Consider the following 20918-nt stretch of genomic DNA (forward strand, 5'->3'; position numbering starts at 1 on the left):
TGGCACACCGGTGTGCGAAGAACAGGCGTAAAAAAAGCGCCCTGAGGCGCTTGGCATCAAGCGTGGCTGGATCACTCCAGCTTGCTCAGCGATACGAGAAACCGGTCGGCTCCCTGGAAACCGATCACGCGGCTGTCGGCGATTTCCCGGCCATTGCGATCGAAGAAAATAATGCCGGGTGGGCCGAACAAGGTGAATCGCTTCAACAGCTGCTTGTCGTCCTCATTATTCGCCGTGACATCTGCCTGAAGCAGGATCGTGTTTTTCAGGCGTTCCTGAACTGCGGGCGCGACAAATGTAAGTTTCTCCATTTCCTTGCAGGCGACGCACCAGTCGGCATAGAAATCGAGCATGACGGTTTTACCGCCCGTGTCGGCCAATACCCGGTCCAGTTCAGCCACGCTTTTGATGCGCTTGAAATGCAGTTCATTCCCGACGGCACCGCGCAAATGCGCCAGCGGCGCCAAGGGATCGCGTGCGCCAGTGGCGACACCGATCATTTGCACGATGCCGAAGCCGATGAATGCCGCCGCTGCCAATTGGGCCGGCCAGCCCTTGTGGTGCCGGAACAGATAAATACCATAGGCGATTCCCAGCAGCGTCCATCCGGCCATTTGCACGATGCCGGGCAATACAGGGGAAACAAGCCACCATGCCATTGCCAGCAGTAATACGCCAAAGAAGCGCTTGACCGTATCCATCCAGGCGCCCGCTTTCGGCAACAGTGCGCCAGCCGATACGCCGACCAGGATCAGCGGCAAGCTCATGCCGACAGCCATCGAGAACAGCGCGGTGCCGCCGATCACCACGTCGCGGGTCTGGCTGATATACACGAGGGCGCCGGCCAGCGGTGCGGCCACGCAGGGGCCGACGATGAGCGCCGAAATGGCGCCCATGGCAAACACGCCGGCCAGCTTGCCGCCGGCACGGCGTCCGGATGCGGCGGCCAGACGGGTCTGGACCGCGGCGGGCACTTGCAGTTCATACACGCCAAACATGGACAGGGCGAGCACGACCATCAGCGCGCCGAAAGCGCCGAGCACCCACGGGTTTTGCAAGGCCGCCGCGAGGCCTTCGCCGGCCAGGCCCGCGGCGATACCGAGCCCGGTATAGACGATCGCCATGCCCAATGAATAGCTCAGTGACAAGACAAAGCCGCGCCCACGGCCCGCCTGGCGGCCTTCGCCAACGACGATCGACGACAGGATCGGCACCATCGGCAGCACGCATGGCGTGAAGGCCAGGCCGAGGCCGAGCAGCAGGAACAGGGGCACAATGACGGTCATCCGTCCGCCCTGCAGCGCGCCTTCAATGCGGCCCAGCTCGCTTTGGGGCGCACTGGCGGCCGGCGCCGCTGCCTCTGCCGGCATGTCCATGGCCGGATCGCCGGGGCGGCTCATCGATGGCAAGCCCAACGCCCCGCCGGACGCCATGGCGCCGCCCGTGGGAGACAGACGCGCCGTCGCATCCTGCGGCGAATAGCACAGGCCCTTGTCCGAACATCCCTGGCCGGTAGCCGTCAGCGTGAAGGCGCCGGCAGCTTCGGCCGGCACGCGGATCGTCACGCGGTGGCGATAGGTTTCCACGTCCTTGTTGAACGTTTCATCGAACTTGACCTTGCCGGGCGGGATGGTCGGGTTACCCAGCTGCGCTCCTGCCGCGCGAAATTTGAACTGCTCGCGGTACATGTAGTAGCCCTCGGCGATCTGCCAGGTGGCTTCGACGGTGTTCGCATCGGCCATGCGTGCCGAGAACTGGAAGGCGACGTTGGGCGGCAGGAAGTCTTCCTCGGCATGCGCCGGGAACGACAGGATGAGGGCCAACAGGATGAGGATGCGGGAAAGGAAGGGCATACGGCGACTCGGCGGGGTGAACCCCGAGATGGTATCCCTAAATGCACGAACGATGGGCTGTGGAAAAGAAAAAGCCGGGCAAGCCCGGCTTTTTCATGACTGGCGAAGATTACTCTTCAGCGGTCGGTGCTGCTTCGATGTCGCTTGGTTCCGGACGGTCCAGCAGTTCGACGTAGGCCATCGGTGCATTGTCGCCAACGCGGAAGCCCATCTTCAGGATGCGCAGGTAGCCGCCGTTACGGGTAGCGTAGCGCGGGCCCAGTTCAGCGAACAGCTTCTGGACGATTTCGCGGTCGCGCAGACGGGCGAATGCCAGGCGCTTGTTAGCCAGCGTGTCGGTCTTGCCCAGGGTCAGGATCGGCTCGACGACGCGACGCAGTTCCTTGGCTTTCGGCACGGTGGTCTTGATGGCTTCATGACGCAGCAGCGAAACGGTCATGTTGCGCAGCATTGCCAGACGGTGGGACGAGGTACGGTTCAGTTTACGGAGGCCGTGACGGTGACGCATGGTACTTCCTTTCGAGGTGTTTAATTCCGGACTCTTCGATCGCCAATGGCGCGGGTCGGTTAATAAGGGTAAAACGCCCGCGGCGACATGCCGCGGGCGGGTACTGCATATGAATTACTTCTCGAGACCTGCGGGCGGCCAGTTTTCCAGCTTCATGCCCAGGGTCAGGCCGCGCGAGGCCAGCACTTCCTTGATCTCGTTCAGCGACTTGCGGCCCAGGTTCGGCGTCTTCAGCAGCTCGTTTTCCGAACGCTGGATCAGGTCGCCGATGTAGTAGATGTTCTCGGCCTTCAGGCAGTTCGCCGAACGCACGGTCAGTTCCAGGTCGTCGACCGGGCGCAGCAGGATCGGATCGACCAGCGGAGCACGCGACGGTGCTTCGGCAGTGGCTTCCGTGCCTTCCAGCGCAGCGAACACGTTCAGCTGGTCGACCAGCACGCGTGCGGACTGGCGGATCGCTTCTTCCGGCGTGATCACGCCGTTCGTTTCGATGTTGATGATCAGCTTGTCCAGGTCGGTACGCTGTTCCACGCGGGCCGATTCCACGGCATACGAAACACGGCGCACTGGCGAGAACGATGCGTCCAGGATGATGCGGCCGATCGTCTTGTTCGTGTCTTCGGACAGGCGGCGCACGTTACCTGGCACATAGCCACGGCCTTTTTCGACCTTGATCTGCATGTCCAGCTTGCCACCGGCGGTCAGGTGAGCGATCACGTGATCCGGGTTGATCAGTTCCACGTCGTGCGGCAGGTCGATATCCGATGCCAGCACGGCGCCTTCGCCCTCTTTCTTCAGCGTGAGGGTGACGGAATCGCGGTTGTGGACCTTGAAGACCACGCCCTTCAGGTTCAGCAGCAGGTCGACCACGTCTTCCTGCACGCCATCCAGCGACGAGTACTCGTGCACGACGCCGGCGATGGTGACTTCGGTCGGCGCGTAGCCGATCATCGACGACAGCAGCACGCGACGCAGGGCGTTGCCCAGCGTGTGGCCGTAGCCGCGCTCGAACGGTTCCATCACGACTTTAGCGTGACCGGCGCCCAGCGCTTCGACGTCGATGATACGTGGCTTCAACAAACTGTTTTGCATTGAAATGTCCTTTTCATTACCCTCGGCTCGTTACACCGATAAGGCTGATGGCATTAGTGAAAAAGCCCACTCGATCGAGTGGGCAGGTGCCAGGCCTTCCAATGGAAGGCTTGGCGAACTGAATGTGCTTCGACTGCGATTGCCGCGAAGATTAACGCGAGTACAGTTCGACGATCAGCGATTCGTTGACGTCGGCAGCGATTTCGCTACGTTCCGGGAACGACTTGAAGGTGCCTTCCATTTTCTTGGAATCGACCGACACCCATGCCGGCATGCCGACTTGTTCTGCCAGCGACAGCGCTTCCAGGATACGGGTCTGCTTCTTGGCCTTTTCACGCACGGCGATCACGTCGCCGGTCTTGACCACGTACGAAGCGATGTTCACGACATTGCCGTTCACGGTGAAGGCCTTGTGCGATACCAGCTGACGCGCTTCAGCGCGGGTCGAGCCGAAGCCCATGCGGTATGCAACGTTGTCCAGGCGGGTTTCCAGCAGCGTCAGCAGCGTTTCGCCGGTGTTGCCCTTGCGACGGTCGGCTTCGGCGAAGTAACGGCGGAACTGGCGTTCCAGGATGCCGTACATACGCTTGACCTTCTGCTTTTCGCGCAGCTGGTTGCCGTAGTCGGAGGTGCGGGCACCCGACTTGACGCCGTGCTGGCCAGGCTTCACGTCCAGCTTGCACTTCGAATCCAGCGAGCGGCGGGCGCTCTTCAGGAACAGGTCGGTGCCTTCACGGCGGGAGAGTTTTGCTTTCGGTCCGATATAACGTGCCACGGTGTTTTCCTTAAATATTAGATGACGCCCCAGGGTCACATCCACTACGCGCATCGAGTGCACGCAAGAGCTGTGAAGCAGGCGCTAGTCTGACCCTCTAATCCGTCAGACAGTGGCTCAACAAGCCCGCCGACCAGAAATCGACAGGCAAAAATAGCCGGACAGTGTAACCGTTTCCGATCAACTGTTCCAGCAATTTTTACTTCGGTGTGACGGTGGCCGGTTCGCGAGGGAACCGGCCATGGTCAATGCATCCGATGGTGCTTAGATGCGGCGACGCTTCGGCGGACGGCAGCCGTTGTGCGGCACTGGCGTCACGTCCTGGATCTCGGTGATCTTGATGCCCAGGTTGTTCAGCGCGCGAACAGCGGATTCACGACCAGGACCTGGGCCCTTGATACGCACTTCCAGGTTCTTCACGCCGCATTCCTGTGCAACTTTACCAGCCGCTTCGGCAGCAACCTGCGCTGCGAACGGGGTCGACTTACGGGAGCCCTTGAAGCCGGCGCCGCCCGAAGTTGCCCACGACAGGGCATTGCCCTGGCGGTCGGTGATCGTGATGATCGTGTTGTTGAAGGAAGCGTGAACGTGAGCGATGCCTTCAGCGACGTTCTTCTTGACCTTCTTGCGAACGCGTGCTGCTGCAGCGCTGCTTTGTTGCTTAGCCATAGTGGTTTCCTAGATTATTTCTTCAGCGATTGAGCGGCTTTGCGCGGACCTTTGCGGGTACGTGCATTGGTGCGGGTGCGCTGGCCGCGGACCGGCAGGCCCTTGCGGTGACGCATGCCGCGATAGCAACCCAGGTCCATCAGACGCTTGATGTTCATCGACAGTTCACGGCGCAGGTCGCCTTCAACAACGAACTTGCCGATCTCATCACGCAGCTTTTCCAGCTCGCTGTCGTCCAGGTCCTTGATCTTCTTGTTGGTCGCAACACCCGTTTGCGCGCAGATGAACTGCGCGCGCGGGCGGCCGATACCGTAAATTGCCGTCAGGCCGATCACGGTGTGCTGATGATTTGGGATGTTAACCCCTGCAATACGTGCCATTCGTTATTCCTCGATTAACCTTGACGCTGCTTGTGACGCGGTTCGACGCAGATAACACGAACGACGCCTTTGCGCTTGATGATCTTGCAGTTGCGGCAGATCCGCTTGACTGAAGCGTTAACTTTCATTTTGCACTCTCTTCTTGGATTCGATACTTAAAATTACTTGGTCCGGAACACAATACGGGCCCGGGAGAGGTCGTACGGCGTCAACTCCACCGTCACCTTGTCACCGGGGAGAATGCGGATATAGTTCATCCGCATTTTACCCGAAATGTGGCCGAGCACCACGTGGCCGTTTTCCAGCTTTACTCGAAACGTTGCATTCGGGAGATTCTCCAGAATCTCGCCCTGCATCTGTATAACGTCGTCTTTTGCCATAGTGACCTTATCGCTTAGCGGGTCGGAATGCCGCCTTTGAAGTTAGCCTTGCGCAGCAGCGAATCGTATTGCTGCGACATCACGTAGTTCTGGACCTGGGCCATGAAGTCCATGGTCACGACCACGATGATCAACAGGGAGGTGCCGCCGAATACAAAGGACACTTTCCACTGGGCTTGCATAAACTCCGGCAACAGGCACACCAGGGTAATGTAGACGGCGCCTGCCAGGGTCAATCGGGTCAGGATCTTGTCGATGTAACGGGCAGTCTGCTCACCGGGACGAATCCCTGGCACAAAGGCCCCGCTCTTCTTCAAGTTGTCCGCTGTTTCCTTGCTGTTGAACACCAGTGCGGTGTAGAAGAAGCAGAAAAACACGATCGCCACAGCATACAGCAGTGCATGGATGGGCTCGCCTGGGCTCAACGACGCAGCCAGATCTTTCAGGAAGCGCACAACAGGGTTGCTGTTGTCCGCGCCACGTGCGAACCAGTCCACGATAGTGGCCGGGAACAAGATGATCGACGATGCGAAGATCGGCGGGATCACGCCTGCCATGTTCAGCTTCAGCGGCAGGTGACTGGTTTGCCCACCGTAGATCTTGTTGCCGACCTGACGTTTGGCATAGTTCACCAGGATCTTGCGCTGGCCACGTTCCACGAACACCACGACATAGGTCACGGCTGCAACCAGGATCACGATGATGATGGCGGAGATCGCACTGATCGCACCGGTCGACACCTGGGTGAACAAGCTACCCATTGCGCTCGGCAGACCGGCGGCGATACCGGCAAAGATGATGATGGAGATGCCGTTACCAAGACCGCGCTCGGTAATCTGCTCCCCCAGCCACATCAGGAACATGGTGCCGGTCAGCAGCGTCACCACGGTGGTGAAGCGGAACGCCATGCCCGGGTCGATCACCAGGCCAGGCTGGGCTTCCAGCGCGACGGAGATGCCGAATGCCTGGAACAAAGCCAGGCCCACGGTGGCGTAACGGGTGTACTGGGTGATCTTGCGACGACCAGCCTCCCCTTCCTTCTTCAGCGCTTCCATCTGCGGAGACACGATCGACAGCAACTGCATGATGATCGAGGCCGAGATGTAGGGCATGATGCCCAGCGCAAACACCGTGAAGCGCGACAGGGCGCCACCCGAGAACATGTTGAACATGCCCAGGAGACCACCCTCTTGCGACTTGAACAGTGCGGCCAGCTGTACCGGGTCGATCCCCGGCACCGGGACGTGTGCCCCGATGCGGTAGACTACCAGAGCGCCCAGCAAAAACCACAGACGGTTCCAGGGGAACCCGGCTGCGGCACTTTTAGCAAGCTGCGGATTAGTCGCCAATTTTCGCTCCGTTCAAGCTCAAGCGTCTCAGGCTACCGAGCCGCCAGCCGCTTCGATGGCCGCTTTCGCGCCGGCGGTCACTTTCAGGCCCTTGATGGACACTGCTTTAGTGATTTCACCGGATGCGATCACGCGCACGTCGCGGGCCAGCACGGACAGCACGCCAGCCTGCTTCAAGACCAGCAGGTCGACTTCGCCGACTGCCAGGTTGTTCAGGTCGGACAGGCGCACTTCAGCCTTGAAGGTTGCGTTCAGCGATTTGAAGCCGCGCTTCGGCAGACGACGCTGCAGAGGCATCTGACCGCCTTCGAAGCCGACTTTGTGGAAGCCGCCCGAACGCGATTTCTGACCTTTGTGACCACGGCCGGCGGTCTTGCCCAGGCCGGAGCCGATACCGCGACCAACACGGCGCTTGGCGTGTTTCGCGCCTTCGGCTGGTTGAATGGTATTCAATTCCATTGTGTTCTCCAGATCGTAAGCCGGGGCTTACGATACAACCTTAACGAGGTAAGCGACCTTGTTGATCATGCCGCGTACCGATGGCGTGTCCTGCAGCTCGGAAACCGAGTTGACACGGCGCAGGCCCAGACCACGCACCGTAGCGCGGTGGTCTTGGCGGGTGCCGATCAGGCCCTTCACCAGTTTGACTTTGATAGTGCTCATGGTCATCCCCTTAAGCCAGAATGTCTTCTACCGACTTGCCGCGTTTCGCAGCGATATCGGCAGGAGTGCTCATTTTCGACAGGCCGTCCAGGGTGGCGCGCACCAGGTTGTACGGGTTGTTCGAACCGGTGGATTTCGCCACCACGTCCGTCACGCCCATCACGTCGAAGATAGCGCGCATTGCGCCACCAGCGATGACGCCAGTACCAGGCTTGGCCGGGCTCATCATGACGCGCGAGGCGCCATGGCGGCCGGTTACCGTGTGCTGCAGCGTACCGTTCTTCAGAGGCACCTTGATCAGGTTGCGACGGGCTTCTTCCATTGCCTTCTGCACACCGACCGGAACTTCCTTCGACTTGCCCTTGCCCATGCCGATGCGGCCATCGCCGTCACCAACCACGGTCAGCGCCGCGAAGCCCATGATACGACCACCCTTGACCACTTTGGTCACGCGGTTGATCGCGATCATTTTTTCGCGCATGCCGTCATCCGGCTTGTCGCTTTGCATTTTTGCTTGCATTTTTGCCATGATCGTACCCTTAGAACTTCAGACCGGCTTCACGCGCGGCATCAGCCAGCGCCTTCACACGGCCGTGGTAACGGAAACCGGAGCGGTCGAACGCTACTTCGGTGATACCTGCCTTGATTGCCTTTTCGGCGACGCGCTTGCCCACCAGTGCGGCAGCGGCGGCGTTACCACCCTTGCCCGACTTGCCGGCCAGTTCGGCGCGAACTTCTGCTTCCACGGTAGACGCCGAAACCAGAACTTTAGCGTCCGGGCTGATCAGGTTCGCGTAAATGTGCAGGTTAGTGCGGTGGACCGACAGGCGGTTCACTTTCAGTTGCGCGATCTTGATGCGGGTTTGACGTCCGCGGCGCAGACGAGATTGCTTTTTATCCATCGTCAGCCCCTAATTACTTCTTCTTGGTTTCTTTGATCTTGACCACTTCGTCCACATAGCGGACGCCCTTGCCTTTATAAGGCTCAGGGGAGCGGTAAGCACGAACTTCTGCGGCAACCTGGCCGACCTGTTGACGGTCGACACCCTTGATCACGACTTCGGTCGGGGTCGGGGTAGCCACGGTCACGCCAGCCGGCATTGCATGCACGACAGGGTGGGAGAAGCCCAGCGACAGGTTCAGCTTGTCGCCTTGGGCTTGCGCCTTGTAACCCACGCCAACCAGGGACAGCTTCTTCTCGAAGCCCTTGGTGACGCCGGTGACCATGTTGTTGACCAGTGCGCGCAGCGTGCCGGACATGGCGTTCGCTTCACGGCTGTCGTTGGCAACAGTGAACGACAGCGTGCCGTTGTTGTTTTCAACGTTGACCAGGCCATTCAGGCTCTGGGTCAGGGTGCCCAGCGGGCCCTTGACGGTGATCGCTTGTGCGGAGATGGCGACTTCGGCGCCAGCCGGCACGGCGATCGGCATTTTAGCTACTCGAGACATGTGTTACTCCTTAAGCCACGAAGCAGATGACTTCGCCACCGACGCCGGTAGCGCGCGCTTTGCGATCGGTCATGACGCCTTGCGGGGTCGACACGATTGCCACGCCCAGGCCGTTCATCACGGTCGGGATTTCATCCTTGCCTTTGTAGACGCGCAGGCCCGGACGGGACACGCGCTCGAGGCGCTCGATGACAGGACGGCCAGTGTAATACTTCAGGCCAATTTGCAGCTCCGCTTTGCCTTCGGAGGAAGACACTGCGAAATCTTCAATGTAGCCTTCGTCCTTCAGGACGGAGGCGATCGCCACTTTGACTTTCGATGACGGCATTGCAACGGTGGTCTTCTTCACACCCTGTGCATTGCGGATACGGGTCAGCATATCGGCGATAGGATCGCTCATACTCATTGCTTATTCTCCTATTACCAGCTGGCTTTGGTCATACCCGGGATTTCACCACGCATGGCGAATTCACGGAGCTTGGTGCGGGCCAGACCGAATTTACGGAAGGTGCCACGTGGACGGCCGGTGATGGCGCAGCGGTTACGCTGGCGGGTCGGTGCAGAGTTACGCGGCAGGGCCTGCAGTTTCAGGCGGGCTTCGTAACGCTCTTCTTCCGACTTCGACTGGTCGTCGATGATGGCTTTCAGGGCGGCGCGCTTGGCGGCGAATTTCTCCACCAGGTCGGCACGCTTCTGTTCACGGTTAATCAGTGCGAGTTTTGCCATGATCGGTTAGTTCCTGAACGGGAATTTGAATGCGGCGAGCAGAGCTTTCGCTTCGTCGTCGGTCTTGGCGGTCGTGGTGATCGAGATGTTCATGCCACGCAGCGCGTCGATCTTGTCGTACTCGATTTCCGGGAAGATGATCTGCTCTTTGACACCGATGTTGTAGTTACCACGGCCATCGAACGAGCGGCCGGACACACCACGGAAGTCACGCACGCGCGGCAGTGCCACGGTGATGAAGCGATCCAGGAATTCGTACATACGGGCGCCACGCAGGGTCACCATCGTACCGATCGGGTAGCCTTCGCGGATCTTGAAACCTGCGATTGCCTTGCGCGACTTGGTCGTCACTGGCTTCTGACCGGCGATCTTGGTCAGGTCGCCAACGGCGTGTTCCAGGACTTTCTTGTCAGCGATTGCTTCGCCCACACCCATGTTCAGGGTGATTTTCGTCAGGCGCGGCACTTCCATTACCGATTTGTAGCCGAATTTCTCGGTCAGCTCGGAAACGACTTTCTCTTTGTATACTTGTTGCAGACGGGCCATTTTCAATTACCCCTTCACTACTTCGCCGGAGGACTTGAAGACGCGGACTTTTTTACCGTCCACTTCCTTGAAGCCCACGCGATCGGCCTTGCCGGTCGCAGCGTTGAACAGAGCAACGTTGGACACGTGAATCGGCATGGTCTTGTCGACGATGCCACCAGTTACGCCCGTCATCGGGTTCGGCTTGACGGCCTTCTTGGCCACGTTCACGCCATCTACCACGACATGCTCAGCGTCTACACGCTGGGTCACGACACCGCGCTTGCCCTTGTCCTTACCGGTCAGGACGACAACTTCGTCGTTTTTGCGAATCTTATCCATTGCGACTCCTTACAGGACTTCCGGTGCCAGGGACACGATCTTCATGAACTTCTCGGTGCGCAGTTCACGCGTCACCGGGCCAAAGATACGGGTACCGATCGGTTCCAGCTTGGAGTTCAGCAGAACGGCGGCGTTGCCGTCGAACTTGACCAGGGAACCGTCCTGGCGACGCACACCCTTAGCGGTGCGCACAACCACGGCGTTATAAATTTCACCTTTTTTGACACGGCCGCGTGGCTGTGCCTGTTTAACCGTGACCTTGATCACGTCGCCGATGCCAGCGTAACGGCGCTTGGAACCGCCCAACACCTTGATGCACATAACTTCTTTCGCACCGGTGTTGTCGGCTACCTCGAGCCGGCTTTCAGTTTGAATCATAGTATTCTCTTTCCCAACTTAAGCCGAAGAATCCACACAATGCGGACCTCTCGGTCAGTCTTGGTCCCGCCAGCGATGCTGCTGCATTGCTGTTTGGGTGCTTGACCTTCATACAGTACTGACCGCGAAACCGCGTCTGCGGAGAGACACTTAGCGGCGATACATGAACGAAGCCCGCAAGTATTACATACAACCTGCGGGCCTGCAAGAACTAATTGGAAAACGGACCGGAGCGCAACGCTCCGGTCCAGCCTTCTTTTTAGACGATTTGTGCAGCTTGCACTACACGCGTCACCGTCCACGCCTTCGTCTTGGAGATCGGACGACCTTCCGCGATCTCGACCGTATCACCGGCCTTGACCTGGTTGGTTTCGTCATGTGCGTGGTATTTCGCCGAACGCACGATGATCTTGCCGTACAGAGGGTGCTTGACGTGACGCTCGATCAGCACGGTAACGGTCTTGTCCATCTTGTCGGACACCACTTTACCGATCAGCGTGCGCTTGAGCGACTGTTTCACTGGTTCGTTCATTTGGCTTCCTTCGTGTTCATTACCGTTTTGACGCGTGCGATGTCGCGGCGGACCTTCTTCAGCTGCGAATTGTTGCTCAGCTGTTGCGTGGCGCTTTGCATACGCAGGCCGAACTGTGCCTTCAGCAGGTCATTCAGTTCTTTCTGCAGAGCAGCCTGGTCTTTGCCGCGGAGTTCAGATGCTTTCATATTTCACTCCAATTATTGGCCAACCTGGCGCACCACGAAGGTGGTTGCCAGCGGCAGTTTGGCAGCAGCCAGGCGGAACGCTTCGCGTGCCAGCTCTTCGCCAACGCCGTCCATTTCATACAGCACTTTACCTGGCTGGATTTCAGCCACGTAGTACTCCGGGTTACCTTTACCGTTACCCATACGGACTTCAGCCGGCTTGTTCGAAATCGGCTTGTCCGGGAAGACACGGATCCAGATACGGCCGCCACGCTTGATGTGACGGGTCATGGCACGACGGGCAGCTTCGATCTGGCGTGCCGTGATACGGCCACGCGCGACGGCTTTCAGACCGAATTCGCCGAACGACACGGCGGTGCCGCGCGAATGCGAGATACCGGTGTTACGGCCCTTCTGCTCTTTACGATACTTCCTGCGAGATGGTTGCAGCATGCTTGTTCTCCTGCTTATTCAGCTGCAGCCGGCTTCGCAGCGCGGCGAGCGGCTGGGGCGCCTGGTTTAGCGCCCGGACCTGGACGTGGGCGGCCGCCCGGCTTGCCATCATCGCGGCGCGGGCCGCGTGGCTTCTTCTCGTCAGCCGGGGTGTCGATGACTGGTGCTTCGCCGGTAGCGGAGCGGTCACCCTTGTACACCCAAACCTTGACGCCGATGATGCCGTAGGTGGTCGATGCTTCGGACGTGCCGTAGTCGATGTCCGCCTTCAGGGTATGCAGAGGCACGCGGCCTTCGCGATACCATTCGGTACGGGCGATCTCGATGCCGTTCAGACGGCCGGACGACATGATCTTGATGCCGACGGCACCCAGGCGCATTGCATTTTGCATTGCGCGCTTCATGGCGCGGCGGAACATGATCCGCTTTTCCAGCTGCTGGGCGATCGAATCGGCGATCAGCTGCGAATCGATTTCCGGCTTGCGGATTTCCTCGATATTGACGTGCACCGGCACGCCCATGATCTTGGTCAGTTCCGCTTTCAGCACTTCAATGTCTTCGCCCTTCTTGCCGATCACAACGCCCGGACGGGAGCTGTACACGGTGAAGCGCGCGTTCTTCGCAGGACGCTCGATGACGATGCGGCCGACGGAGGCGTTCTTCAGCTTCTTCTTCAGGTAAGCGCGCGCCTTCAGGTCTTCGTTCAGCATCTGAGCGAAGTTACCGTTGGTCGCGTACCAGCGGGAAGCCCAGTTACGGGTAACGGCCAGACGGAAGCCGGTTGGATGAATTTTCTGTCCCATCTTGGCTCCTTAGTTTCCGACCGTCAGGTAGACGTGGCAGGACTGCTTCGAGATACGATCGCCACGGCCCTTTGCACGCGCGGTGAAGCGCTTCAGGATCGGGCCCTTTTCGACGTAGATCGTTTTCACGTACAGTTCGTCGATGTCGGCACCATCGTTGTGCTCGGCGTTCGCAATGGCGGACTCCAGCACCTTCTTGATGATGGTGGCGCCTTTTTTCGGGCTGAACTGCAGGATGTTCAGCGCGGCGTCAACCTTCTTGCCGCGGATCAGGTCAGCCACCAGGCGACCCTTTTGATCCGACAGGCGCACGCCTTTGAGGATTGCTTTGGTTTCCATTATTTCTTCGCCTTTTTGTCAGCAGCGTGGCCCTTGAACGTACGGGTCAGCGCGAACTCGCCGAGCTTGTGACCAACCATGTTCTCGGACACGTACACAGGCACGTGGACCTTGCCGTTGTGCACGGCAATCGTCAAGCCGATGAAGTCAGGCATGATCGTCGAACGGCGGGACCAGGTTTTGATTGGCTTCTTGTCTTTGGTCGCTTGCGCGGTTTCGACTTTCTTCACCAGGTGGGCGTCGCAGAACGGCCCTTTTTTCAATGAACGGGTCATGATTTATCCTTATTTCTTGCCGCGGCGCGAGACGATCATCGAAGAAGTGCGCTTGTTCGAACGCGTCTTCTTGCCCTTGGTCTGCTGGCCCCATGGCGACACTGGGTGACGACCAGCTGCCGTCTTGCCCTCACCACCACCGTGCGGGTGGTCGACCGGGTTCATGACGACACCACGGACGGTCGGGCGGACACCGCGCCAACGCATCGCACCGGCTTTACCGATCTTGCGCAGGCTGTGTTCGGCATTGCCGACTTCGCCCACGGTTGCGCGGCACTCGATGTGCACGCGGCGCACTTCGCCGGAGCGCAGACGCACCTGGGCGTAAGTACCTTCGCGGGCCATCAGCACGACTGCGGCACCGGCGGTACGTGCCATCTGGGCACCTTTACCTGGCAGCATTTCGACGCAGTGGATCACGGTACCAACCGGGATGTTGCGGATCGGCAGGGTGTTACCGGCCTTGATCGGCGCTTCCGAACCGTTCATCAGCGTATCGCCGACGGACAGGCCTTTCGAAGCGATCACGTACTTGCGCTCGCCGTCGGCGTAGCACAGCAGGGCGATGTGCGCCGTGCGGTTCGGATCGTATTCGATGCGTTCCACTTTCGCAGGAATACCGTCCTTGTTGCGCTTGAAGTCAACGATACGGTAGTGCTGCTTGTGACCACCACCGATGTGACGGGTGGTGATGTGGCCGTTGTTGTTACGGCCGGCGGTCTTCGATTTTTTCTCAACCAGGGCTGCCAGCGGACGACCTTTGTACAGGTCGGCGTTGACAACCTTCACCATGCCACGACGGCCTGGGGAGGTTGGCTTCATCTTAACGAGTGCCATTAGTTAGCCTCCTCGGTGAAATTGATTTCCTGGCCAGGCTTCAGGCACACGAAAGCACGCTTGGTAGCATTGCGACGACCGATGAAACGGCCCGAACGCTTGACTTTACCTTCGCGGTTAACGGTCTGCACCGATTCCACTTCGACCTTGAACAGCAGTTCAACGGCGGCCTTGATTTCTGGCTTGGTCGCGTCCGGAGCAACACGGAACACGATCTGCTCGTTCTTTTCCGCGACCATGGTGGCCTTTTCGGAAATGACCGGCGCCACCAGCACCTTCAACAGGCGCTCTTCGCTAAATTTGACGGCGCTCATGCCAGCAACTCCTCAATCTTGGCCAGTGCCGCTTTGGTAACCAGGATCTTCTTGTAGAAGACCAGCGACATTGGATCTGCGTGACGCGGTTCCACGACCAGCACGTTCGGCAGGTTGCGGGAAGCCAGCAGCAGGTTTTCTTCGATGTTCTCGGTGATGATCAGGACCGAATCCAGACCCATGCCAGCCAGCTTTTGCGACAGCAGCTTGGTTTTCGGGGCTTCGATCGACAGATCTTCGATCACGACCAGGCGCTCTTCGCGAGCCAGCTGGGACAGGATCGAGCACAGGCCAGCGCGGTACATCTTCTTGTTCACTTTGTGGGTGAAGTTCTCGTCAGGCGAGTTCGGGAAGATGCGACCACCGCCACGCCACAGTGGCGACGACGACATACCAGCACGGGCGCGGCCGGTGCCTTTCTGGCGCCAAGGCTTCTTGGTCGTGTGGTGAACCTGTTCACGGTCCTTCTGCGCGCGGTTGCCGCTACGGGCGTTCGCTGCATAAGCAACCACGATCTGGTGGATCAGGGCTTCGTTGTAATCACGGCCGAAGACGGTGTCTGCAGCAGCTACGTTCGACGCGGCTTGACCTTCAGCGTTCAAGAGCTTGAGTTCCATGAATTAAGCTCCCTTCTTAGCTTTGACTTTAACGGCTGGCGAAACAACCACCTGGCCGTTTTTCGCGCCTGGTACCGCGCCCTTGACCAGCAGCAGCTGGCGTTCAGCGTCGATACGAGCGATTTCCAGGTTCTGGGTGGTGACGGTGACGTCGCCCATGTGACCGGTCATGCGCTTGCCAGGGAACACGCGGCCCGGGTCCTGCGCCATACCGATGGAGCCTGGTACGTTGTGCGAACGCGAGTTACCGTGAGTCTGACGACCCGATGCGAAATTGTGACGCTTGATGGTACCGGCGTAGCCTTTACCGATCGAGGTGCCCTGCACGTCGATCTTCTGACCGACTTCGAACAGCGAAGCGGCGACAACTTCGCCAGCTTTCAGTTCGGCAGCTTTGGCTGCATCGACACGGAACTCCTTCAGCAGAGTACCGGCTTCGACACCAGCTTTGGCGTAGTGACCCGCAGCGGCTTTGGTCACGCGGGAAGCGCGACGTTGACCGAATACGACCTGAACAGCGGAGTAACCATCCGTTTCAGGAGTTTTGATTTGGGCGATACGGTTGTTCGACACGTCCAGCACGGTCACAGGGATCGAATCCCCGTCGTCCGTGAAGATGCGCATCATGCCAACCTTGCGACCGAGGAGGCCAAGGCTCATTTTTTCTCCATTCCCACCTACGATTGGGCAGGGCTATGTTGAACTACAAAAATGGCAGGACAAAAAAAGACGTATCCATACCGAAGCCGGCTAGTGTACTTTGATTTGCCTCTTGACGCAACAAGTAAGTACGAGGTATGTCGATGCCTGTTGCACAAGGTTTGCACACATAATTGCCACGCTTCACGGCGATGCATTTTCGATATCGAAATGAGGCATGATGGCGCTTTTCAACCGTCAGGAGTTCCAATGCGCCACCGCCGTATCGCCCTCGCTTCTTCCCTCCTTACCACCGTGCTGGCCGGCTGGCTCGGCATTGCCGGTGCGGCCCATGCCCAGGCCGCCGAGCTGGCGCAGATGCGCAAGGGCTATGCGGACATGTGCAAGCAGGCCGTGGCGATTCCCGCGGAATATGGGGGCGAAAGCGACCTGAAGGGGCATGCGAAACTGGCGCCGTACTGCGATTGCGTGGCGATTCCGTGGACCGACCGGGCGGTGAAGGCGATGAACGGCGCGGCCCCGCCCTCCGCCGAACAAGTCGCCATGGACGAACTCGCTACCCGCACCAGTTGCCGGAAGAAGGTCGGCGCGCCGCCGCCGCCGGCCATCAAGCCGGTGGCTTGACCCGGAGCGCCCACGCCATCGCGTGGTCACGCATCGGCACAGTGCTTCGCCACGATTGAAGAGTGCCCAAGGGCGCTGTCGCGCGTTTCAGACAGGCTTGTTCAACATCAGCCAGAAGATGACGACCAGGGCGCTGAAGGCAGGAATGCCCAGCAGGAACCATAGCCGCTGGTAGCGCCAGTACAGCGGCGGCAAGGTGGCACCGTCGACATTGGCCCTGCGGGCGAGGTCCCGCATCTTGATCTGCAGCCACACGACAGGAAGCCAGCACACGCCGGCCAGCAGGTACAGCGCGACCGACCAGGCAATCCACGTCGAGTGCAGCGGGTAGCCGGCCAGCCAGATCATCGCGAACCCGGTGACCGGTTGAATGATCACGGCCGGGGTCGTGAAGACATAATCGGCCAGCACCGTCCGCTCGGTGACGATGCGGATCGCTCGCACGTCGCCGCTGCGGTCGGTGATCCATTTGAAGAACGCGATACCCATCCCCGTGCCGAACAGCACGGTGGAGCTGAGCACGTGGAGCAGTTTCAGCAGCATATAGAAGGACATGCTGCATTATGACATTTCCCGGGGTCTGGCCGCTGGCGACCGTGTAGGCGACGTCAGCTCTTCCGCATCGGGCGACCTACGTGCGCCGCTGGCGCGGTTGCTGCAGGAAGTGTCACGCAGCGGTGCGCTGCCCTACCCTTCCGGCGCCAGGATATCGACAATTGCCACTTCTACCTGTTCCGTTCATCACTCTCGCCGACGAAAAAAAGCCAGCCCTTACGGGCCGGCTTGTCATTGCCAACTGGACGGGTAATCAGAACGCGTAGCGCGCGCTGACGGTGAAGTACCGCCCGTAGTTGTTATGCAGCCCCTGGTTGTAGCCGGGGTCCGGCAGGAAGCTCGTCGTAATGCCCTCGCCCGGATCGTAAGGCGCACGCTTGTCGAACAGGTTCTGCACGTTCACGTTCAGCGTCAGGTTCTTGAAGCCCGTGTACGTGTAGCCCAGCCCGAACGTCACCCAGCGGGCGATCTTGCAGTCCGGATAGTAATCCTCGTACAGCGGCACCGTGGCGTTGCGGTTCGGCTCGGCATCGCCTGGCTTGGCCGTGCCGTAGTGGCAGAACGCCTGGTCGTAGACGGTGTCGGCATTGACGTAGCGCTTCAGCGAAACGGTGCCCACGTAGTTGACCGAAGCGTTCACGGCATGGTCGCCCCGGGTCCACGTGCTGGCCAGGTTGAACTTCAGGCGCGGCAGGTCAATGCCACTCGACAGGTTCCAGTCGTAGAGGCCGGCATTGCCGCCGACCAGGTTGTGCTCGATGTCGCCGGCGTGCTGCGACAGCGAATAGTGCGTCATGTAAGTACCGTTCAGCTTGGTGCTGAGGCCGCCCCATTCACCCAGCCGCGCGCGGTGGCGCACTTCGAAGTCGATGCCGCGCACTTCGGTCGCGCCCTGGTTTTCCCATGGCAGCTTGACCATCAGCAGCGGCCCCGTGTTGGGAATCGGGTTGCCGCTGGCATCGGTGACGAAGTTGGCGGGATTCGTGTCGCGCACCACGTTCTGCGGGAAGCGGTCCTCGTTCTTGATTGCCTCGAACGCCGAGCCCTGCACCACTTCGCCTTCCTTGCGGATGCGGAAGTACTCGACCAGGAAGTCCAGGCTGCTGGTGGGCGAATAGATCAGGCCCAGCGAGTAGCTGCGCGATTTTTCCGGCACCAGGTCCGGATTGGCGCCACCGGTACCGGCGGCGGATTTCGCGCAATCGACCTCGGTCGCGCCCGGTTTCGGCGTGCGCTCGTCGGCCTCGCAGCGGCGGCGGTCGAACAGGTCGCGCAGGAAAACTTGCGAGCCGCCCGGCGTCACCTGCACCAGTGCCGGCGCGCGGAAGCCCTTGGCATAGGTGCCGCGGAAGGCCAGGCCATCGGCCACCGTCCACTTCGCGCCCACTTTCGGCACGTAGTTCGTCTTGATGTCCGGATACTTGTCCGCGCGGCCGGCAAAGTCCAGCTCCAGGTTTTTCAGGATCGGCGTGCGCAGCTCGACAAAGGCGGATTTCACGTTGCGCTCGCCGTCGATGATCGAGTTGACCAGGCCGAAGATTTGGCCGGAGGCCAGTGCTGGCGTCGGGTCCAGCTCGATTTTCTCGCGGCGCACCTCGACACCCAGCGCCAGGCCCATGGCACCGCCCGGCAGCTGGCCGAACTGCGTGCTGGCCTTGGCATCCCACTGCAGGATGGATGCACGGCCTGTGTTGGCCACGTCCTGCGCGATGGTCGGATCGGCGGCCAGCTGGGCCAGCGAGGTGCCCGTGTTCAGCTTGCGCAGCGTCGGCAGGTAAAGGCGGTCGTAGTAAGTGTCTTCTTTTTCGGAGCGATTCCACAGCAGGCCGGTATCCCAGGTCCAGCCGCGGAATTCGCCCTCCGCACCCACCAGCACGCGGGTGCTTTCGTTGATGACCTCGTTGCCGCCCCGCAGGTTGGCAAAACGGTAGCCGACCGACGCGCGCGCGTTGGGGAACGGATTGTCCGGATGGCCGATCTCCAGAATGGCCTGGAACGGTTCGGCAACGCCGGTCGCCGTGAAATTGTTGGTCGAGGACTGGCCGATCGTGATCGGCGTGCCTGTGTACTGGCGCTCGGAACGGGCATACGCCACCTCGGCGAAGGCACGTGCGTTATTGCCGATCTTCAGCACGCCGCGGCTCATCACGACGGCATCCTTGCCTTCACTTTGCGCTTCCAGGAAGCGGGTCGCATCGAAGTTGCAGAACGTGCGGTCGACCCACACGCTGGTCGCCGGGAAGCCCATCTGTGTGGTGCCCACCAGTTGCTGGGATGGGTCGCAGCTGAGCGTGGTGCGCAGCCGGTCGGCCGCGTTGGCGCGGGTGACGCCGAAATTGCGCGAACCCGGCGAGCTCTCGCGATAGAACGTGGGGTGCTGGGAGATCTGGCTGCCGTACGGGGTGGCGAAGCGGCCGTTCAGTTGCTGGTACTGTTCAAACGCGATATCGGTGGCGTCGCGCAGCGCGGTGCGATCGCGCTTCGACACGTCGGCCGTGAAGAACACGTTGTAGCCATCGGTGTCCAGGTCGCCCTTGCCCCAGGCGGCGGTGAAGCCGCGGCGGGCGAATTCGCCATCGTCGTTGGCGCTGGCGCGGGCGCCGAATTCGAGGCCCTGGTAATTGCTCTTCGTGATGAAGTTGATGACGCCACCGATGGCATCGGAACCATACACGGCGGAGGCGCCGTCCTTGAGGATTTCCACGCGGTCGAGCGCGCTGACCGGAATACTGTTCAGGTCATACAGCGTCGAGTTGCCGTCGTTCGGGTCGGCATAGGCCGATGGCGACATGCGCCGGCCGTTCAACAGGATCAGCGTGGACGTGGACGACAGGCCACGCAGCGACGCCGTCGATACGCCACGGGAGAACCCGCCGTCGGTACTGTCATAGTTGCTGTCCGAACCGATTGCCGGTACAAAGCGCATCAAATCCTGCACGGTCTGGGCACCCGTGTCCTTGATGTCCTGGGCCGTGACGACCTGGACCGGGGAAGTGCCTTCCTTGTCGGCGCGCTTCAGGTTGGAACCGGTGATGTAGACAGTCTGGCTGGGCTGCGGGGCCGGCGCCTGTTGCGCCAGCACGGCCGGAACCACCAGTGTCGCAGCCACCGCCACCACACTTCGTTTCAAAATTAGCTGCATGCGTATCGCTCCCGAATCTAATATATGAAATCGCCGTTACATCTCGTAACGATTCTTAGCAATTTCTCACACGTGATATAAAACCACAAAAATATTCTGTGGTTCTCGGAATGCAAGTCGCCATTGTGTTGTATTCGCGCTAACGCGCCGTGGGACATACTGTGCTTGAAGCTTAATTTCGAATTTTATTTAGCTCGGCAAATCGCGTTCAGAACCCTTTCGATAGCGCATTGCGGCATATCCCCGTCAGCCAGTACACAGCGATTGCTACCGCACTTGCGCGCTGCGCCAGCGTGGCGGCCAATGGGAGCTCCGACTGGAAAGGGGTGCCGTTGCAGTTCCGCCTGAAAGCCATGCGTTTGAAATTCATGAAAAAAAACGCTCCGGCATTGGCAGAGGCGCAGTCTTTCCTGCCCGAGATAGTTGGCAAGTCGGATGAGTACAAAGTGTCGACGAGATTCCTGGAAGATTACTCGGCCACGCTCGCAGCAACGACCGGCACAGCAAGCGT

At 59.9% G+C, this 20918-nt stretch carries 32 protein-coding genes; 1 reads left to right on the plus strand and 31 read right to left on the minus strand.

Annotated elements, in window-relative coordinates:
- Positions 1-71: 71 nt before the first annotated feature.
- The 29 genes from dsbD to rplC all read right to left on the minus strand — a co-directional run bounded on the left by dsbD (position 72) and on the right by rplC (position 16086).
- The gene (dsbD, locus tag EWM63_RS10900) at positions 72-1853 is read right to left on the minus strand and encodes a protein-disulfide reductase DsbD (protein ID WP_130186534.1); all 1782 of its coding nucleotides are present in this window, start codon (positions 1851-1853) and stop codon (positions 72-74) included.
- Between the two features lie 109 nt (positions 1854-1962).
- Positions 1963-2361 carry a 50S ribosomal protein L17 gene (gene rplQ, locus EWM63_RS10905; protein ID WP_130186535.1) on the minus strand — a complete coding sequence of 133 codons (399 nt, stop codon included), beginning with the start codon at positions 2359-2361 and terminating at the stop codon, positions 1963-1965.
- Between the two features lie 114 nt (positions 2362-2475).
- Positions 2476-3453, minus strand: coding sequence for a DNA-directed RNA polymerase subunit alpha (locus EWM63_RS10910; RefSeq protein WP_130186536.1), 978 nt, complete (start codon positions 3451-3453; stop codon positions 2476-2478).
- A 151-nt stretch (positions 3454-3604) separates the two neighbouring features.
- The gene (gene rpsD / locus EWM63_RS10915) at positions 3605-4228 is read right to left on the minus strand and encodes a 30S ribosomal protein S4 (protein WP_130186537.1); all 624 of its coding nucleotides are present in this window, start codon (positions 4226-4228) and stop codon (positions 3605-3607) included.
- 264 nt (positions 4229-4492) lie between these two features.
- Positions 4493-4897: a 30S ribosomal protein S11 gene (gene rpsK, locus EWM63_RS10920; protein WP_028101645.1), complete on the minus strand. Its 405-nt coding sequence runs from the start codon at positions 4895-4897 to the stop codon at positions 4493-4495.
- 14 nt (positions 4898-4911) lie between these two features.
- Positions 4912-5277 carry a 30S ribosomal protein S13 gene (rpsM, locus tag EWM63_RS10925; RefSeq protein WP_130186538.1) on the minus strand — a complete coding sequence of 122 codons (366 nt, stop codon included), beginning with the start codon at positions 5275-5277 and terminating at the stop codon, positions 4912-4914.
- A 14-nt stretch (positions 5278-5291) separates the two neighbouring features.
- The gene (gene rpmJ, locus EWM63_RS10930) at positions 5292-5405 is read right to left on the minus strand and encodes a 50S ribosomal protein L36 (RefSeq protein WP_005663407.1); all 114 of its coding nucleotides are present in this window, start codon (positions 5403-5405) and stop codon (positions 5292-5294) included.
- A 33-nt stretch (positions 5406-5438) separates the two neighbouring features.
- On the minus strand, positions 5439-5657 hold the full coding sequence (gene infA, locus EWM63_RS10935; RefSeq protein WP_005663428.1) for a translation initiation factor IF-1: 219 nt from the start codon (positions 5655-5657) through the stop codon (positions 5439-5441).
- Between the two features lie 14 nt (positions 5658-5671).
- Entirely contained in the window at positions 5672-7006 is a 1335-nt protein-coding gene (gene secY, locus EWM63_RS10940) for a preprotein translocase subunit SecY (protein ID WP_130186539.1), read from the minus strand.
- Between the two features lie 27 nt (positions 7007-7033).
- The gene (gene rplO / locus EWM63_RS10945; RefSeq protein WP_130186540.1) at positions 7034-7465 is read right to left on the minus strand and encodes a 50S ribosomal protein L15; all 432 of its coding nucleotides are present in this window, start codon (positions 7463-7465) and stop codon (positions 7034-7036) included.
- Between the two features lie 27 nt (positions 7466-7492).
- A complete protein-coding gene (rpmD, locus tag EWM63_RS10950) occupies positions 7493-7675 on the minus strand; it encodes a 50S ribosomal protein L30 (protein ID WP_130186541.1) in 183 nt (60 codons plus the stop codon).
- A 4-nt stretch (positions 7676-7679) separates the two neighbouring features.
- Positions 7680-8198, minus strand: a complete 519-nt coding sequence (gene rpsE / locus EWM63_RS10955; protein WP_107144083.1) for a 30S ribosomal protein S5 — start codon at positions 8196-8198, stop codon at positions 7680-7682.
- Between the two features lie 10 nt (positions 8199-8208).
- Positions 8209-8571 (minus strand): 50S ribosomal protein L18, encoded by a 363-nt coding sequence (gene rplR / locus EWM63_RS10960; protein ID WP_130186542.1) that lies wholly within the window; start codon positions 8569-8571, stop codon positions 8209-8211.
- 13 nt (positions 8572-8584) lie between these two features.
- Positions 8585-9118 carry a 50S ribosomal protein L6 gene (rplF, locus tag EWM63_RS10965; RefSeq protein ID WP_130186543.1) on the minus strand — a complete coding sequence of 178 codons (534 nt, stop codon included), beginning with the start codon at positions 9116-9118 and terminating at the stop codon, positions 8585-8587.
- A gap of 10 nt (positions 9119-9128) precedes the next feature.
- Positions 9129-9524, minus strand: coding sequence for a 30S ribosomal protein S8 (gene rpsH / locus EWM63_RS10970; RefSeq protein ID WP_130186544.1), 396 nt, complete (start codon positions 9522-9524; stop codon positions 9129-9131).
- Between the two features lie 14 nt (positions 9525-9538).
- Positions 9539-9844: a 30S ribosomal protein S14 gene (rpsN, locus tag EWM63_RS10975; RefSeq protein WP_130186545.1), complete on the minus strand. Its 306-nt coding sequence runs from the start codon at positions 9842-9844 to the stop codon at positions 9539-9541.
- A gap of 6 nt (positions 9845-9850) precedes the next feature.
- Positions 9851-10390 (minus strand): 50S ribosomal protein L5, encoded by a 540-nt coding sequence (gene rplE, locus EWM63_RS10980; RefSeq protein WP_130186546.1) that lies wholly within the window; start codon positions 10388-10390, stop codon positions 9851-9853.
- A gap of 6 nt (positions 10391-10396) precedes the next feature.
- Positions 10397-10711, minus strand: a complete 315-nt coding sequence (gene rplX, locus EWM63_RS10985) for a 50S ribosomal protein L24 (RefSeq protein WP_130186547.1) — start codon at positions 10709-10711, stop codon at positions 10397-10399.
- A gap of 9 nt (positions 10712-10720) precedes the next feature.
- Positions 10721-11089, minus strand: coding sequence for a 50S ribosomal protein L14 (gene rplN, locus EWM63_RS10990; protein WP_130186548.1), 369 nt, complete (start codon positions 11087-11089; stop codon positions 10721-10723).
- Positions 11090-11348: 259 nt separating this feature from the next.
- The gene (gene rpsQ, locus EWM63_RS10995) at positions 11349-11621 is read right to left on the minus strand and encodes a 30S ribosomal protein S17 (protein WP_130186549.1); all 273 of its coding nucleotides are present in this window, start codon (positions 11619-11621) and stop codon (positions 11349-11351) included.
- The gene (gene rpmC / locus EWM63_RS11000; protein WP_130186550.1) at positions 11618-11809 is read right to left on the minus strand and encodes a 50S ribosomal protein L29; all 192 of its coding nucleotides are present in this window, start codon (positions 11807-11809) and stop codon (positions 11618-11620) included. Before rpmC ends, rpsQ begins: the two co-directional genes overlap by 4 nt.
- 12 nt (positions 11810-11821) lie before the next feature.
- Entirely contained in the window at positions 11822-12241 is a 420-nt protein-coding gene (gene rplP / locus EWM63_RS11005) for a 50S ribosomal protein L16 (protein WP_130186551.1), read from the minus strand.
- Between the two features lie 14 nt (positions 12242-12255).
- Entirely contained in the window at positions 12256-13044 is a 789-nt protein-coding gene (rpsC, locus tag EWM63_RS11010) for a 30S ribosomal protein S3 (RefSeq protein ID WP_130186552.1), read from the minus strand.
- A 9-nt stretch (positions 13045-13053) separates the two neighbouring features.
- Complete coding sequence (gene rplV / locus EWM63_RS11015) at positions 13054-13386, minus strand: 50S ribosomal protein L22 (RefSeq protein WP_174800461.1); 333 nt, start codon at positions 13384-13386, stop codon at positions 13054-13056.
- Positions 13383-13658 (minus strand): 30S ribosomal protein S19, encoded by a 276-nt coding sequence (gene rpsS, locus EWM63_RS11020; RefSeq protein WP_055937623.1) that lies wholly within the window; start codon positions 13656-13658, stop codon positions 13383-13385. Before rpsS ends, rplV begins: the two co-directional genes overlap by 4 nt.
- A 9-nt stretch (positions 13659-13667) precedes the next feature.
- A complete protein-coding gene (gene rplB, locus EWM63_RS11025; RefSeq protein WP_130186554.1) occupies positions 13668-14495 on the minus strand; it encodes a 50S ribosomal protein L2 in 828 nt (275 codons plus the stop codon).
- A complete protein-coding gene (gene rplW / locus EWM63_RS11030; protein ID WP_130186555.1) occupies positions 14495-14809 on the minus strand; it encodes a 50S ribosomal protein L23 in 315 nt (104 codons plus the stop codon). The genes rplB and rplW overlap by 1 nt, the downstream gene beginning before the upstream one ends.
- Positions 14806-15426 carry a 50S ribosomal protein L4 gene (rplD, locus tag EWM63_RS11035; RefSeq protein WP_130186556.1) on the minus strand — a complete coding sequence of 207 codons (621 nt, stop codon included), beginning with the start codon at positions 15424-15426 and terminating at the stop codon, positions 14806-14808. Before rplD ends, rplW begins: the two co-directional genes overlap by 4 nt.
- A 3-nt stretch (positions 15427-15429) precedes the next feature.
- The gene (gene rplC / locus EWM63_RS11040; RefSeq protein WP_130186557.1) at positions 15430-16086 is read right to left on the minus strand and encodes a 50S ribosomal protein L3; all 657 of its coding nucleotides are present in this window, start codon (positions 16084-16086) and stop codon (positions 15430-15432) included.
- 249 nt (positions 16087-16335) lie between these two features.
- Here rplC and EWM63_RS11045 point away from each other — a divergent pair, with 249 nt between their 5' ends.
- Positions 16336-16710 (plus strand): hypothetical protein, encoded by a 375-nt coding sequence (locus tag EWM63_RS11045; RefSeq protein WP_130186558.1) that lies wholly within the window; start codon positions 16336-16338, stop codon positions 16708-16710.
- 87 nt (positions 16711-16797) lie between these two features.
- On the opposite strand, the gene EWM63_RS11050 is transcribed toward EWM63_RS11045, so the two are convergent.
- Both EWM63_RS11050 and EWM63_RS11055 read right to left on the minus strand, forming a co-directional pair.
- A complete protein-coding gene (locus tag EWM63_RS11050; RefSeq protein ID WP_130186559.1) occupies positions 16798-17265 on the minus strand; it encodes a DUF2269 family protein in 468 nt (155 codons plus the stop codon).
- Positions 17266-17518: 253 nt separating this feature from the next.
- Positions 17519-20395: a TonB-dependent receptor gene (locus tag EWM63_RS11055; protein WP_165390801.1), complete on the minus strand. Its 2877-nt coding sequence runs from the start codon at positions 20393-20395 to the stop codon at positions 17519-17521.
- Positions 20396-20918: the final 523 nt, after the last annotated feature.

Source organism: Pseudoduganella lutea (genome assembly GCF_004209755.1).
In the GTDB taxonomy this organism is placed as follows: domain Bacteria; phylum Pseudomonadota; class Gammaproteobacteria; order Burkholderiales; family Burkholderiaceae_D; genus Rugamonas; species Rugamonas lutea.